We start from the raw sequence: 14,363 nt of genomic DNA, 5'->3' as shown, positions 1-14,363 counted from the left end.
CTCGTCAGCGCCCCGCGAGGCGCAGGCCGCGTGGGGTGACGCCGAAGCCGACGTCCAGCAGCGCCGCAGCAGCAGGCGTCCGGTCGCGCGCGGCAGTGAGCGCGGCCACGCCGTCCACCCGCTGGACCAGCAGGCGGCCGAGGCGTCCCGCCGACGCCGCGTCGGCGAGCGCCCCCGCGGCGACGGCGAGCCGCTCGGCGTCCACGGCGAAGGACAGCAGGGTGCGCCCGCCGCGCTCGACGTAGAGGGCGAGGTCGCCGTCGACGAGGACGACCACGGCCCCGGCCTTGCGGCCTGGCCGGTGCACGCCGCGGCTCCCGGACCCGTCGTCCTGAGGCCGCGGGTCGGGCCAGGCCAGCGCCGCCCCGTACGGGTTCGCGGGGTCGGCCGCCGCGAGCAGGACGACGTGGTGACGTCCCGGCGCGCGGCGCGAGGAGAACGACGCGGGGCCGGGCTCCGGGTCCGCCGCCACGGCCTCGAGCGCCCGCGCCCGGTCCTGGGCGTCGGTGCGGAGCTGGTCGACCGCCCCCGGCAGGGCGAACTGCGAACCGCCCAGGTGCTCCACGAAGTAGCCCCGGCGCACCGCGCCCCGCTCCTCCTGCTCGCGCAGCACCCGGTAGATTCCGCGGAACTCGCCGGCGGCCCCCTCCGACGGCGCGACGGCACGGGTGAGCACCCCGTGCCGCTCCAGCAGCACCTGCGTGCGGGCGTGGATGCGCACGGTCGGGTCCTGCTCGCGCGCCGGCAGGGCCGACCAGCGGCCGCCGCCGCCGCGCGGTGCCGCGGTGCCCGTCGTCGTCGGACGGGCGACGACGAACCGGGAGCGCCGCACGGGCCGGGCGCGGGCCGGGCTGCGGGGCGCACGGTGGGCGCCCCCGCTTCCGCCGAGCCGCTCCCGGAGCACGCCCAGACCGTCGTTCGTCACCAGCCCCGCCCAGACGAGGTCCCACAGGGCGTCGAGCGCCACGGACTGCGTCACCTCCGCGACGTCTGCCAGGCGCGGGAGGAAGAAGCCGCCCGACCCGGTGAGCAGGTCCAGCAGCACGCGGTGCAGCGCGGTGTCGAGCGGCCCGTCCTCCTCCAGGGGGCCCAGGGCGGGCAGGGTGAGCGGCGCGTCGTCGGCCAGGTGCAGGCTGACGAGGCCGTCGCCGCCGCCGGAGCCCGGCAGGCGGGAGTGCCCGCACCAGAGCACCTCGCCCGCGGTCGACAGCTCGTCGAGCAGGGCGGGGGAGTAGTCGGCGACGCGCGCCGGCAGCACGAGCGTCTCCAGGGCGCTCGCGGGCACCGCGGCACCGGCGAGCTGCTCGACGACCCGCAGGACGCCGTCGTGGCCGCGCAGCGCCCCGCCACCACCGGGCCCGGCGCCGGTCGGCGTGATGCCGTGCCACCGGGGAAGGAAGACCCCGAGCGTCTGCGGGTCGACGGGCTCGACCTCGGCGCGCAGCGCGGCGAGCGAGCGCCGCCGCAGCGTGCGCAGCACGCCGGGGTCGCACCACTCGTCGCCCGTGCCACCCAGGGACTCGGGGCGCAGGCGCCCCCGCACCAGCACGCCGCCCGCCTCCAGCCTGGCCAGGGCGTGGGCCGCGACGGCGACCCCCACGCCGAACCGGCGCGCGACGTCGGCCGCCCCGAAAGGGCCGTGCGTGCGCGCGTGCCGGCGCAGCAGGTCGCCCCACGGGTCGGTGACGGGCTCGGTGAACTCCTCGGGTACCCCCACGGGCAGCGCCACCCCGAGCGCGTCCCGCAGCCTGCCGGCATCCTCCGCGACGGCCCACTGCTCGGCCTCCTGGTCGCCGAGCCCGCCCAGCCGCACGCGGATCACGCGCCGGGCGGACTCCAGGTCGCGCAGCCATGCGGCGACCTCCGCGCGATGCTCCACGCGGGTCCGGGCCACCAGGCCACCCCGGGGGTGCGGCCCGGAGCGGCGCAGCACGTCCCACAGTCCTTCGGCGCCCTTGGCCTGACGGTCCGGCGCCAAGGCCTGGAGCTCGGCCTCCGTGCGTTCGACCTCGCCCGGGTCGAGCAGGTCCGCCAGGGGCGTGGCGCCCTGGTCGCCCAGCAGCTCGGCCAGGAGCTCGGGGTCGAGCGAGAGCGCCGCGGCCCGCCGCTCGGCCAGGGGCGCGTCGCCGTCGTACAGGAACTGGGCCGTGTAGCCGAACAGGAGTGCCTGCGCGAAGGGTGACGGCTGCGACGTCGTCACCTCGACGAGCCGGACCCGCCCGGCGCCCAGGTCCCGCATGAGCTCGGCGAGCGCCGCGACATCGAAGTCGTCCTGCAGGCACTCGCGGGCGGCCTCCAGCATCACCGGGAAGTCCGGGAACGCGGACGCCACCTGGAGCAGCTGGGACGCCCGCTGGCGCTGCTGCCACAGCGGTTGGCGGCGGTCCGGGCGGCGGCGGGGGAGCAGCAGGGAGCGCGCCGCGGCCTCGCGGAACCGCGCCGCGAACATCACCGAGCCGCCCAGCTCGTCGCGCACCGCGCCCAGCACCTCGTCCGGGTCGATCAGGAGGTCCTCGGCCGTCAGGCCGGGTGCCGCGTCGCCCCGGCCGTGGGCCGCGGCGTCCGTGCCGCCCGTGCCCCAGCCGTCGCCCGGGTCCCCGGTCAGGTCCCACCCGGAGTCCCCCGTGTCCGGCAGCCGCAGCACGATCCCGTCGTCCGAGTGCATGGCCGCGACGTCGGTGCCGTACCGCTCCCGCAGGCGAGCGGCCACCACGAGCGCCCAGGGCGCGTGCACCGGCGCGCCGAACGGGGAGTGCACGACGACCCGCCAGTCGCCCAGCTCGTCCCGGAACCGCTCCACCACGACCGTGCGGTCGTCGGGCAGCCGGCCCGTCGCACGACGCTGCTCGGTGAGGTATGACGCCAGGTTGTCCGCGGCCCAGTCGTCCAGGCCCGCCGCGCGCAGGGAGTCCCGGCCTGACGACGTACCGCGCGCCTCGTCGTCCGCCAGCCGGGCGTCGGTGACCCGCACGAACTCGCCGACCGCCCGTCCCAGCTCCACGGGGCGGCCCGGCGAGTCGCCCTTCCAGAACGGCAGACGGCCGGGCAGGCCGGGCGCGGGCGTGACCAGCACCCGGTCCGGGGTGATCTCCTCGATGCGCCAGGTGGAGGAACCCAGGGTGAACGTGTCGCCGACGCGCGACTCGTAGACCATCTCCTCGTCGAGCTCGCCCACGCGCTTGCCGCCGCGCTGGCGCTCGCGGCCGCCGTCGTCGTCGGCGGGCGAGCCCGCGGAGCCGGCGGCGGTGGCGAGGAAGACGCCGTACATGCCCCGGTCGGGGATGGTGCCGCCGCTGGTGGCGGCGAGTCGCAGCGCGCCGGGGCGCCCGGACAGCCTGCCGGTGGCCCGGTCCCAGACGATGCGGGCGCGCAGCTCGGCGAAGTCCTCGCTGGGGTACCGCCCGGCGAGCATGTCGAGCACGGCGCGCCAGGTGGCGTCGCCGAGCGTGGCGAAGGGGGCCGCACGGCGCACCAGGGCCAGGAGCTCGTCGGCGTCCCGGTCCGCCACGGCCAGCGCCGCCACCACCTGCTGTGCGAGCACGTCGAGCGGGTTGGCGAGCACCCGCAGGTGCTCGATCTCGCCCGCACGCATCCGCTGCGCCACGACGGCCGCGGGCACGAGGTCACCCCGGAACGTCGGGAAGACGACGCCGCGGGACACGGCACCGACCTGGTGCCCGGCCCGCCCGATGCGCTGCAGCCCGCTCGCGACGGACGGCGGAGCCCCGACCTGCACCACGAGGTCGACGGCGCCCATGTCGATGCCCAGCTCCAGGGAGGACGTCGCGACGACCGCCGGCAGGACCCCGGCCTTGAGCTCCGACTCCGTGCGGGTGCGCTCGGCACGGCTCATCGACCCGTGGTGCGCGCGGGCCAGCACGGGGACTCCGTCGCCGTCCCCGTCGCGCTCCGCGGTGCCGGCCGCGGGGAGGCCGACCGATGCGCCCGACTGCCCCTGCGCCTGCGCGGGCCACTGCGTGCCCACGGCCGGCAGCTCGACCCCGGACCGCAGCGCCCATACCTCGTTCATCCGGGCGGTGAGCCGCTCGGCGCCGCGGCGGGAGTTGGTGAACACGAGCGTCGAGCGGTGGTCCGCGACGAGGTCCACCACGCGCTCCTCGACGTGCGGCCACACCGAGGCCCGGCGCAGCGGCCCGGCGGCGGCCCCGGACAGGTCCACCTCGTCGTCGCCCGTCCCGGTCGACGGCTGCGGGGCCGCCGGCGGCGCAGGCGCTGCCGGGTCGGGCACGCCACCCGCCGAGTCGAGGTCCGCGAGGTCAGGCACGGGGACGACGACGTCGATCGCCCAGCGCTTGGTGGACGGCGGCGCCACGACGACGACCTCGCGACCGCCGTCGTCGGGCGCGCGGTGACCGCCGAGGAAGGTGGCGACGGCCTCGACCGGCCGGACGGTGGCCGACAGGCCGATGCGCTGGGCCGGGCGCTCCAGCAGGTCGTCCAGGCGTTCCAGGCTCAGGGCCAGGTGCGCGCCCCGCTTGGTGCCCGCCACCGCGTGGATCTCGTCGAGGACCACCGTCTCGACGCCGGCCAGGCCCGCACGGGCCTGCGACGTCAGGACGAGGAACAGCGACTCGGGCGTCGTGACGAGCACGTCCGGCGGGCGGGTGGCGAAGGCGCGGCGCTCCGACGGCGGGGTGTCGCCCGTGCGGGCGCCGACCGTGATCTCGGTGACCTCGGCCCCCGTGCGTCCCGCCACCTGGCGGATCCCGGCGAGGGGCGAGCGCAGGTTGCGCTGCACGTCGGCGGCGAGCGCCTTGAGCGGCGACACGTACAGCACGCGGCACCGGCGCGCGGGCTCGGGCGGGGGCGCGGTGGTGAGCCGGTCGATCGCCCAGAGGAACGCCGCGAGCGTCTTGCCGGACCCGGTGGGGGCGACCACCAGGGCGTGCCGGTCGGAGGCGATCGCCTCCCACGCGCCCACCTGCGCGGGCGTCGGCGCCTCGAACGCCCCGGCGAACCAGGCCCGCGTCGCGGGGGCGAACCGGGCCAGGGCGTCGGCCGGGTGCGTCCCGGCCTCGTGCGGCTCGGCCTCGTGCGGCTCGGCCCGGAGCGCGTCGGCCGGTCGGGCGGGGGCACGGCGCACGTCGGCCTCGTGGTCGTCGTGCGAGGTCCCGGTCACCCGGCCATCGTGGCAGCCGCGTCCGACACGGCGCAGCGCGAGGCGCCGTCCAGGCGGGGGCCGCTCCGACGTTCGGTGGTGAGAACCGCCCGGGCGGCGGCTCGTGGCAGGCTTGGCCCGTGCGCTACCGGGAGTTCGACGAGCTGGTCGACGAGGTGTTCGGGCCGGCCTACGGCCGTGCCCTGGTCCGCGAGCAGGTGCTGCCACGGCTCGACAACCGCACCCCGGCGGAGGCGCTCGAGGCGGGCCTCGAGCCCCGCGACGTCTGGCACGCCCTGTGCGACGCGCTCGACGTGCCCGACGCGCTCCGGTGGGGCAGCGACCACCGCAGGCAGGCGCCGCCCCCACGCTGACCGGTCCGCGCCAGGGTTGCGCTCGCGTTCGGCCCGGCGGCGCTCGGGCTGCCCTGGACCGCTGCCGGGCCGCTGCGCGGGCTGCCCAGGACGCGGGCGGGCTGCGGCGGCATCATGGCGCCATGAGCCGTGCCCGTCCGTTGCCGACGGCCGCCGTCGTGCGCAGCGTGCTGTGGTCGCTCCTGTCGACGACGGCAGGGCTGGGGATCGCGATCGGGGTCGTGGACGCGGTGTCGGTGACCTCGCCGGCGGTCGTCCTGCTCGCGGCGCTCGCCGTCGGCGCCGGAGACCTGCTGCTCCGGGCCCCGCTGCGGCGGCTCGCCCGTGCGTCCGGCGCCCTGGGCGCCCTGGTGCTCGGGCTCGCGGCACAGGTGCTCGTGCTCGGTGCGGCGCTGCGGTTCCTGCCGGGGATCACGAGCCAGTCGTGGTCGGACGTCGTGCTGGTCCTCGTCCTGGCCGCCGTGGTGATGGCGGTCGGTCACTGGATCATGGGCGCGAACGACAACGCGTACGTCGTGGGCGACCTGGTCCGGCGCTCGCGGCGCCGGGCGGGCCCGGCACGCCGGGAGCGGGCGGCCGGGACCGCAGGCCGTGCTGACGGTGCTGACGGTGCTGACGGTGCTGACGGTGCTGACGGTGCTGACGGTGCTGACGGTGCCGACCCGCCCGGCCTGCTCGTGGTGCTGCTGGACGGCGTGTCCCGGCCGACCCTCGACCACGCGATCGAGGCCGGGCTGGCGCCGACCGTCCAGCGCTGGCTCGCCACCGGCTCGCACCGGCTCGAGTCGTGGTGGGCGCGGGTGCCGTGCACCACACCGGCCAGCACGCTGGGCCTGCTGCACGGCACCACGGAGCACGTCCCGGCGTTCCGCTGGTGGTCGCGCACCCAGGGGCGGATGGTCGTGACGAACCGGCCCGCGGACGGCGCCGCCGTCGAGCGTCGCGCGAGCGACGGCCGCGGGCTGCTCGCCGACGGCGGGGCGGCGGTGTCCACGATGTTCTCCGGCGACGCGCCGACGAGCCTGCTGGTGCTGAGCCGCGCAGGGTCGGGACTCGGGCCGGGGCAGCTGTTCGTCCGGTTCGCGGCCAGTCCGTTCGTGCTCGTGCGGGCCGTGGTGGGCACGGCCGGCGAGGCCGTCAAGGAGCTGTACCAGGGCTGGCAGCAGACGGCGCGGGGCGTGCAGCCCCGTGTCCCGCGGCGCGGCTGGTACCCGCTGCTGCGGGCGGTCACGAACGTGCTGCTGCGCGACCTCAACACCGCACTCGTGGCGGAGCAGCTCGTGCGGGGCGCGCCGGTGGTGTGCGTCGACCTCGTGGACTACGACGAGATCGCGCACCACGCGGGGCCGCTGCGTCCCGAGTCGCTGCGCGCGCTCGAAGGCCTGGACCGGGTGCTCGGCCTGTGGGAGGAGGTCGCCCGCGGGGCGCCGCGCCGCTACGAGTTCGTGGTCGTCTCCGACCACGGCCAGTCGCTCGGCGCCACGTTCGAGCAGGTCGTGGGGAGCTCGTTCCCCGACGAGGTGCGCCGCCTGATGGCGGCGGGCCGGTCGCCGGTCGGCAGGCCGGGATCTCGGCCCGGCGCAGAGGCCCTCGACCGTCGGACGGCGGGGAGCGTCGGCGACGCGGAGTCCTGGTGGCCCGCGAACGCGGCCCTCAACGCCGTGCGCAGCGACCGTCGCGGCGAGCCCCGGGTGCTCGTCGGGCCGGACCGCGAGCCGGACGGGCGCCGGGCCGGGGCGGAGCCGCGGGACCCGAAGACCCCTGAGGTGGCGGTGATCGGGTCAGGGAACCTCGGCATGGTGTGGTTCTGTCGTGAGCCGCATCGTCTGGACGGGGCCGAGGTGGCCGCCCGGTGGCCCGCGCTGGTGCCGGGCCTGCTGGAGCTGCCCGCGGTGGGCGTCGTCGTCGTGCGTGAGGGCGAGGACGTCGTGGCCCACGGCCGGGCGGGGCGGCACCATCTCGTCTCCGGCCGCGTCGAGGGCACGGACCCGCTCGCGGGCTACGGCTCGCGGGCGCGGGCGGACCTGTGCCGTGTCGCGGGCCTGGACGACGCCGGCGACCTCGTCCTGGTCTCGGCGGTCGACACGATCGGCCGGGTGCACGCCTTCGAACCGCTCGTCGGCTCGCACGGCGGCCTGGGCGGCGCCCAGAACGAGGCGGTCCTGCTGCGACCGGCCGGGCTGGTGGTGCCCGACGGCGAGCGGGAGGACGTCGACGGCGCGCGGATGCTGGTCGGCGCGGAGTCGGTGCACCGCCGGCTCGTCGCCTGGCTGACGGGTCTCGGGCTGCGGGCGGCCGACGGATGAGCGCCGCGCGGGCGGGCCGGCCCGCCCGGGTCGACGCCGGCGGGCGGCTCCGGGTCACGTGGCTGGGTCACTCGACCGTGGTGCTCGACCTGGCCGGACCGGGCGGGGCGACGACGCGGCTCGTGACCGACCCGCTGCTGCACCGCCACGCCGGCCTGCTGCGCCGGCGTGGGCAGCGGCCGGCCGAGCTTGCCTGGAAAGGCGCCGACGCGGTCCTGCTGTCCCACCTGCACCACGACCACGCCGAGCTGCGGTCGCTGCGGCTCCTGGGGGACGTGCCGGTGCTCGCCGCGTCGTCGAGCGCGCGGTGGTTGCGGGGCCGGGGCGTGCGCGGCGTCGCGCTGGAGGGTGCCTGGGTCGTGGCCGGGCGCGTGGAGACGTGGCGCTCCGGTCCGTGGCACGACGTCGGCGGCGTGCAGGTGCGTCTCGCCCCTGCGGTGCACGGGCACCGGCCGATGCCGCACCGCCCGAACGCCGCGACGGGGCACCTGGTCCGCCTCAGGGGTCGCGGTGCCGGAACTGGTGCCGGCGCCGCGGGGCCGACGGTCTGGGCGATGGGCGACACCGAGCGCTTCGGCAGCATGGGCAGGGTGCGCGACCTCGCCGGGGGACGTCTCGACGTGGCGCTGGTGCCGGTGTCCGGGTGGGGGCCGCGGCTCTCGGGCGGGCACCTGGGACCGTGGCAGGCGGCCGAGGTGTGCGCGGAGGCGGGGGTCGGGGTGGCGATACCCGTGCACTGGGGCACGCTGCACGCGCCGGGCGGCCGCCACCTGCCGCGCGGGTGGATGGACCGGGCGGGCGACGCCTTCGCGGCCGCGGCCGCCCGGGTGGCGCCGGCCACGGACGTCGTCGTGCTCCGGCCGGGGGAGAGCTGGGCAGGGGAGCCGCAGGGCTGGTGACGGGGCGGGTGAGCGACACGCGGGCGGGTGGCGTCGGCATCGAACACACGTTCGGCTAGAGTGGGAGCACAACAGGTTCCCGCACGGCGCCGTCCCCATCCGCCGGGCTGTCCCGGAGGTTGTCGGTGGCGACGCGTACGGTCGGCGACAAGATGACCACACAGCCACGAACGCCGGCGCGCAGCCGCCGCGCCCCCAACGCAAAGGTGACCACGATGCCCGCACCGGCAGACCGCGAGAAGGCCCTCGAGGCCGCGCTCGCCCAGATCGACCGCAGCTTCGGCAAGGGTTCGATCATGCGCCTCGGAGACGAGAGCCGCGCGCCCGTGGAGGTCATCCCGACCGGGTCGATCGCGCTCGACGTCGCGCTCGGCATCGGCGGGCTCCCGCGAGGCCGCGTCGTCGAGATCTACGGGCCGGAGTCCTCCGGCAAGACGACGGTCGCGCTCCACGCCGTGGCCAATGCCCAGCGCAACGGCGGCATCGCCGCCTTCGTCGACGCCGAGCACGCCCTGGACCCGGAGTACGCCAAGAAGCTGGGCGTCGACACGGACGCGCTCCTGGTCTCTCAGCCGGACACCGGCGAGCAGGCGCTGGAGATCATGGACATGCTGATCCGCTCCGGCGCGCTCGACGTCATCGTCATCGACTCCGTCGCCGCGCTCGTGCCCAAGGCCGAGATCGAGGGCGAGATGGGCGACAGTCACGTGGGTCTGCAGGCGCGCCTCATGTCGCAGGCGCTGCGCAAGATCACCGGCGCCCTGAGCGCCTCGGGCACCACGGCGATCTTCATCAACCAGCTGCGCGAGAAGATCGGCGTGTTCTTCGGCTCCCCGGAGACGACCACCGGTGGCAAGGCGCTGAAGTTCTACGCGTCGGTCCGCATGGACATCCGCCGTATCGAGACCCTCAAGGAGGGCACCGAGCCGGTCGGCAACCGGACCCGGATCAAGGTCGTCAAGAACAAGATGGCCCCGCCGTTCAAGCAGGCGGAGTTCGACATCCTGTACGGCGTGGGCATCTCTCGCGAGGGTGGGCTCATCGACATGGGCGTGGAGCACGGGTTCGTGCGCAAGTCCGGGTCGTGGTTCACCTACGAGGGCGACCAGCTCGGGCAGGGCAAGGAGAACGCCCGGGCGTTCCTGCGCGACAACCCGGACCTGGCGAACGAGATCGAGAAGCGGATCAAGGAGAAGCTCGGCGTCGGCGCCAAGCTGGACGCTCCCGCCGTGGATCCCGCCGCCACCCCGGAGGTCGCGGCGCCCGCCGCTGCTCCCGCGGTCAAGGCCGGCGCCGCCAAGGGCAAGAAGGCCCCGTTCTGACGGGTGGGTCGTCGGGCGCGGTCATGGCGGCGGGCACCTCGTGACGCCGGACGGTCCCGACGAGCCGGGCGGTCGCGGCGAGGGGAAGCGCCGCGGCCGCCGCCCGAGCGTCGGCGAGCGGCTCGAGGCGGGCGAGCTGACGCGCGAGGAGGCCACCGAGCTCGCCCGCGAGGCGGTGCTGCGGATCCTCACGGCCGCGCCGAAGAGCCGGGTCGAGCTGTCCCGGTCGCTCGCGCGCAAGGGCTACCCCGACGACGTGGTCGCCCCCGTGCTGGACCGGTTCGACGAGGTCGGGCTCGTCGACGACGCCGCGTACGCCGACATGGTGGTCCGCACCCGGCACGCGGAGCGGGGTCTCGCACGGCGGGCCATCGCCGTCGAGCTGCGGCGACGGGGCATCGACGACGAGACGGCCGCCGACGCGCTGGAACAGGTCGAGCCCGACGACGAGCGCGCAGCCGCCGACGCGTTGGCCCGCAAGCTGGTCGGGCGGACCCGCGGTCTCGATCGTGACGTGCGCGTCCGGCGTGCGGTCGCCGCGCTCGGCCGCAAGGGCTACGGCCCGGGCGTCGCGTTCGACGTTGTGCGCTCGGCGCTGGCGGGCGAGGACGATGGCCCGGACGACGAGCTCGGCGACCTCCCGTACGCCCTCGGCGACGAGTGAGGGTGCGGGCGCCCGGCGCCCGCACCCTCGTCCGCGCTCGCGTCCTCGGCTCGTCCCGGCGTCCGAGCGCTCCGACGCTCGTGCGTCAGGTTCGCGGCCGGCTCGCCGTCAGCGGCCCCGACCGGGCTGCCGGCCCTCGTCGCCGGGGACGGGGAGGTCCGCGGCGGCGACGGTGACCCCGGTGCCGAGCCCGGCGCCCGTCTCCAGCCCGGCACCCTCGATGCCCACGCGACCCGAGGTTCGCCGCAGCGAGTGGCTGAGGTACTCGGCGAGCCGGGTCAGGGCCCAGTTGATGAGGATGAACATGACCGCCGCCACGGCGAGGGTCTGGAGCATGTTGCCCTGGCCCGCACCCAGGCGTCGCGCGCTCTGCAGCAGCTCGGGGTAGGAGATGATCGCGCCCAGCGCCGAGTCCTTGAGCACCACGACGAGCTGGGACACCAGCGCGGGCAGCATGGCCACCAGTGCCTGCGGGAGCTCGACCGAGCGCAGCGACTGGCCGCGCGTCAGCCCCACGGACAGCGCGCCCTCGCGCTGACCCTGCGGCAGGCCGTGCACGCCCGACCGGACGAGCTCCGCCACGACCGACCCGTTGTAGAGGACCAGACCGAGGACGACCCCCCAGAACGACGAGTTGTCGACGTCCGCGGTGGCCAGCAGCAGCCAGAAGAAGATCATCATCAGCAGCACGGGCACGGCGCGGAAGAACTCCACGACGGCACCCGCCAACCACCGGACCAGGCGGCTCTGCGCCAGCCGGCCCAGGCCGAAGACCAGGCCGAACGCGAGGGCTCCCACGATCGACAGCCCGGCCGCCTCGAGGGTCCGCTGCAGACCGATCAGGTAGTAGTTGGTCCACGCGTTCGCGTCCACGGCGTGGAGCCAGAGCGTGGGGTCGAGCTGGCCCTTGGCCTGCACGGCGCGCAGCAGCAGGAAGACCACGCCGAGCGCCACGACGGCACCCACCAGGCTGCCGATCAGGGTCAGACGGCGGGCGCGCGGCCCGGAGGCGTCGAAGAGAACGGTCTGCTGCGGGGTCATCGGCGCACCGCCAGTCGTCGGGAGAGGGCGGTGGTCAGCAGGCCGACGGGTGTCACGAGGATGACGTACCCGATCGCGAAGGTGAAGAAGATCGCGAAGATGTGGCTGGAGTGGAACTCGATCATCGTCTTCATCACCGAGGAGGTCTCGGTGGCCACGCTGGCAGCGGCCGCGACGGTCGTGTTCTTGATCAGCGCGATCATCACGTTGCCGAGCGGGGCGATCGAGCCGCGGAAGGCCTGGGGGAGGATCACGAGCCGCGCGCTGGCCAGGAACGGCAGCCCGATCGCGCGCGCCGCCTCGGCCTGGCCCAGGGGGACGGTGTTGACGCCCGAGCGGATCGCCTCGCACACGAACGCGGCGTGGTAGACGGACAGGGCCACGACCGCGAGCCGGAAGAAGTTCGTGGCGAAGTCCGTCGAGAGCGTGACGCCCAGCTGGCCCCACACGCCCAGGGTGATGAAGACCATGATGATCGTCAGTGGCGTGTTGCGGAACACGGTGACGTAGGCCGTCGCCAGCCAGCGCAGCGTCGGGACGGGCGAGATCCGGAACAGGGCCAGGGCCGAGCCCAGCACCAGCGACAGGATCGCCGCCCAGAACGCGAGCTGGATGTTCACCCAGAACGCTCCGAGCACGTCGTACTCACGCACGATCGTGAGGTAGTCCTCCACGGATCGGCTCCTCCTTCCACGGGTGGGCGTCCGCGATGCGCGGCGCCCGGGGACCGGGGCCGGGCCCGCGACCTCGACGGTCGCGGACCCGGGTCCGGTCAGCGGTTCAGCGGGTCACTGGCAGGGGTCGAACGTCGGCGGGTTGTCGGCGCTCGGCGTGTAGCCCGTGCCCTCCGTGTGCTTCTGGATGGAGGCCTCCCAGGAGCCGTCGTCGATCATCGCCTGCAGCGCCTCGTTGACGGTCTCGCACTGGTCGGACTCCGGGGGCAGCCCGACGCCGTACTTCTCCTCGGAGAACGGGTTGCCGACGACCTTCACCTTGCCCTGGTTGGCGGGCTGGGCACCGAGGGCGGCCAGGATGATGTCGTCGGTGGTCACGGCGTCGACCGAGCCCGCGACGAGGGCCGTCACGCACTCGGCGTAGCCGGGCTGCTCGAGGAGGTTCACGCCGGCGGCGTAGTCGTCCTTGATGCGCTGTGCCGAGGTGGAGCCCGTCACGGAGCAGAGGTTCTTGCCCTCGAGGTCCTCCGGACCGGTGATGTCGGTGTTGTCGGCCGCGACCAGCAGATCCTGGCCGGCGACGAAGTACGGTCCGGCGAAGGAGACGGACTCGCGGCGCTCGTCGGTGATCGAGTAGGTCGCGAAGATCATGTCGACCTGGTTGGTGGAGAGCAGCGTCTCGCGCTGGGCGGACGGCGCCTCCTTCCACTCGATCTGGTCCGCGGAGTAGCCCAGCTTCTCGGCGACGTAGGTGGCGACGTCGACGTCGAAGCCCGACGGGGTGTCGCCCTCCATGAAGCCGAGGCCCGGCTGGTCGTACTTGATGCCGATGGTGATCGAGTCGTCGCCGGACTCCCCGCCGCCGGACTCGCCGCCGCTCGAGCAGGCGGAGAGAGCCAGCGCTGCGGTGGCAGCGAGGGCGATCGCCCCGGTGGTGCGGGTGCGGGTACGCATGCTGTTCCCCTTTGTCAGTGGTGCGTTCGTTGGGTATGGCTCATGGTCAGTCAGTGCTCGGTGGATCGGTCAGTGGGTGAGGATCTTGGACAGGAAGTCCTTGGCCCGCTCGCTCTTGGGCGCGGTGAAGAACTCCTCGGGAGTGGCCTCCTCGACGATCTGGCCGTCGGCCATGAAGACGACGCGGTCCGCGGCCTTGCGGGCGAAGCCCATCTCGTGGGTGACGACGACCATCGTCATGCCCTCCTTGGCGAGGGCGACCATCGCGTCGAGCACCTCGTTGATCATCTCCGGGTCCAGGGCCGACGTCGGCTCGTCGAAGAGCATGACCTTGGGGTGCATCGCGAGCGACCGCGCGATCGCGACCCGCTGCTGCTGACCGCCGGAGAGCTGGGCGGGGAGCTTGCTCGCCTGGTTGCGAACCCCCACGCGGTCCAGGAGCTGGAGAGCCTCGGCCTCCGCCTCCTTCTTGCCGGCGCGGCGCACCTTGCGCGGCCCGAGCGTCACGTTGTCGAGCACGGTGCGGTGCGCGAAGAGGTTGAACGCCTGGAAGACCATGCCGACGTCGGCACGGAGCTTGGCGAGCGCCTTGCCCTCCTCCGGGAGCGGCTTGCCGTCGATGCGGATCTCGCCCTCGTCGATCGTCTCGAGCCGGTTGATCGCCCGGCACAGCGTCGACTTGCCCGAGCCGGACGGTCCGATGACGACGAGGACCTCGCCCTTGCGGACCGTCAGGTCGATGTCGCGCAGCACGTGCAGGTCGCCGAAGTGCTTGTTGACGCCTTCGAGCTCGACGAGCGGGGGGCCGAGGGGCGTCGAGGTCCCCGCCGGCCCGGTCGTGGGGGTCGCGTCGTCGTGATCCATTTCTTGAACCTATCCAGTCGGTGTTTCCGCGACCAGCACCCGTGTCGCGGGTTCCGCAACGGTTGGGTAACGGTGCTCGGCGTCCAGAAGAGGGCCGACGGCGGACACGATGCCCCGGGACGCGGGGCAGGGGTCGCCCCGTCGGG

Annotated in this window: 10 protein-coding genes; 5 read left to right on the top strand and 5 right to left on the bottom strand. The window is 75.1% G+C overall.

What is annotated here, in order from left to right; translation table 11 throughout:
- Positions 1-4 precede the first annotated feature (4 nt).
- A complete protein-coding gene (locus LEP48_RS07460) occupies positions 5-5,011 on the bottom strand; it encodes a DEAD/DEAH box helicase (RefSeq protein ID WP_225565181.1) in 5,007 nt (1,668 codons plus the stop codon).
- Positions 5,012-5,259: 248 nt separating this feature from the next.
- On the opposite strand from LEP48_RS07460, the gene LEP48_RS07455 reads away from it, so the two are divergent.
- The 5 genes from LEP48_RS07455 (at position 5,260) to LEP48_RS07435 (ending at position 10,684) form a co-directional block, all read left to right on the top strand.
- Entirely contained in the window at positions 5,260-5,493 is a 234-nt protein-coding gene (locus tag LEP48_RS07455; protein WP_225564962.1) for a DUF3046 domain-containing protein, read from the top strand.
- A gap of 122 nt (positions 5,494-5,615) precedes the next feature.
- A complete protein-coding gene (locus LEP48_RS07450) occupies positions 5,616-7,799 on the top strand; it encodes an alkaline phosphatase family protein (RefSeq protein WP_225564961.1) in 2,184 nt (727 codons plus the stop codon).
- Positions 7,796-8,698: an MBL fold metallo-hydrolase gene (locus LEP48_RS07445; protein WP_225564960.1), complete on the top strand. Its 903-nt coding sequence runs from the start codon at positions 7,796-7,798 to the stop codon at positions 8,696-8,698. The genes LEP48_RS07450 and LEP48_RS07445 overlap by 4 nt, the downstream gene beginning before the upstream one ends.
- 215 nt (positions 8,699-8,913) lie before the next feature.
- Entirely contained in the window at positions 8,914-10,020 is a 1,107-nt protein-coding gene (gene recA, locus LEP48_RS07440; RefSeq protein WP_225564959.1) for a recombinase RecA, read from the top strand.
- A gap of 40 nt (positions 10,021-10,060) precedes the next feature.
- On the top strand, positions 10,061-10,684 hold the full coding sequence (locus LEP48_RS07435) for a regulatory protein RecX (RefSeq protein ID WP_225564958.1): 624 nt from the start codon (positions 10,061-10,063) through the stop codon (positions 10,682-10,684).
- 108 nt (positions 10,685-10,792) lie between these two features.
- Here the strand turns inward: LEP48_RS07435 and LEP48_RS07430 are convergent, their stop codons facing one another.
- From LEP48_RS07430 to LEP48_RS07415, 4 genes are all read right to left on the bottom strand, one after another.
- Positions 10,793-11,725, bottom strand: coding sequence for an amino acid ABC transporter permease (locus tag LEP48_RS07430; protein WP_225564957.1), 933 nt, complete (start codon positions 11,723-11,725; stop codon positions 10,793-10,795).
- Positions 11,722-12,399 carry an amino acid ABC transporter permease gene (locus LEP48_RS07425; RefSeq protein ID WP_225564956.1) on the bottom strand — a complete coding sequence of 226 codons (678 nt, stop codon included), beginning with the start codon at positions 12,397-12,399 and terminating at the stop codon, positions 11,722-11,724. Before LEP48_RS07425 ends, LEP48_RS07430 begins: the two co-directional genes overlap by 4 nt.
- Before the next feature lie 114 nt (positions 12,400-12,513).
- Positions 12,514-13,353, bottom strand: coding sequence for a glutamate ABC transporter substrate-binding protein (locus tag LEP48_RS07420; protein ID WP_225564955.1), 840 nt, complete (start codon positions 13,351-13,353; stop codon positions 12,514-12,516).
- Between the two features lie 69 nt (positions 13,354-13,422).
- Positions 13,423-14,217 (bottom strand): amino acid ABC transporter ATP-binding protein, encoded by a 795-nt coding sequence (locus LEP48_RS07415; protein WP_225564954.1) that lies wholly within the window; start codon positions 14,215-14,217, stop codon positions 13,423-13,425.
- Positions 14,218-14,363 lie beyond the last annotated feature (146 nt).

Source organism: Isoptericola luteus (assembly GCF_020297055.1).
Classification (GTDB): Bacteria; Actinomycetota; Actinomycetes; order Actinomycetales; family Cellulomonadaceae; genus Isoptericola; species Isoptericola luteus.
The sequence above is the reverse complement of the archived record's forward strand: the minus strand, read 5'-3'. Positions and strand labels throughout refer to the sequence as shown.

Excerpts from the sequence above, each read along its gene's own strand:
- LEP48_RS07415 (WP_225564954.1), bottom strand. The coding sequence starts at position 14,217 with ATGGATCACGACGACGCGACCCCCACGACCGGGCCGGCGGGGACCTCG.
- LEP48_RS07450 (WP_225564961.1), top strand. The coding sequence starts at position 5,616 with ATGAGCCGTGCCCGTCCGTTGCCGACGGCCGCCGTCGTGCGCAGCGTG.
- LEP48_RS07420 (WP_225564955.1), bottom strand. The coding sequence starts at position 13,353 with ATGCGTACCCGCACCCGCACCACCGGGGCGATCGCCCTCGCTGCCACC.
- LEP48_RS07445 (WP_225564960.1), top strand. The coding sequence starts at position 7,796 with ATGAGCGCCGCGCGGGCGGGCCGGCCCGCCCGGGTCGACGCCGGCGGG.
- recA (WP_225564959.1), top strand. The coding sequence starts at position 8,914 with ATGCCCGCACCGGCAGACCGCGAGAAGGCCCTCGAGGCCGCGCTCGCC.
- LEP48_RS07430 (WP_225564957.1), bottom strand. The coding sequence starts at position 11,725 with ATGACCCCGCAGCAGACCGTTCTCTTCGACGCCTCCGGGCCGCGCGCC.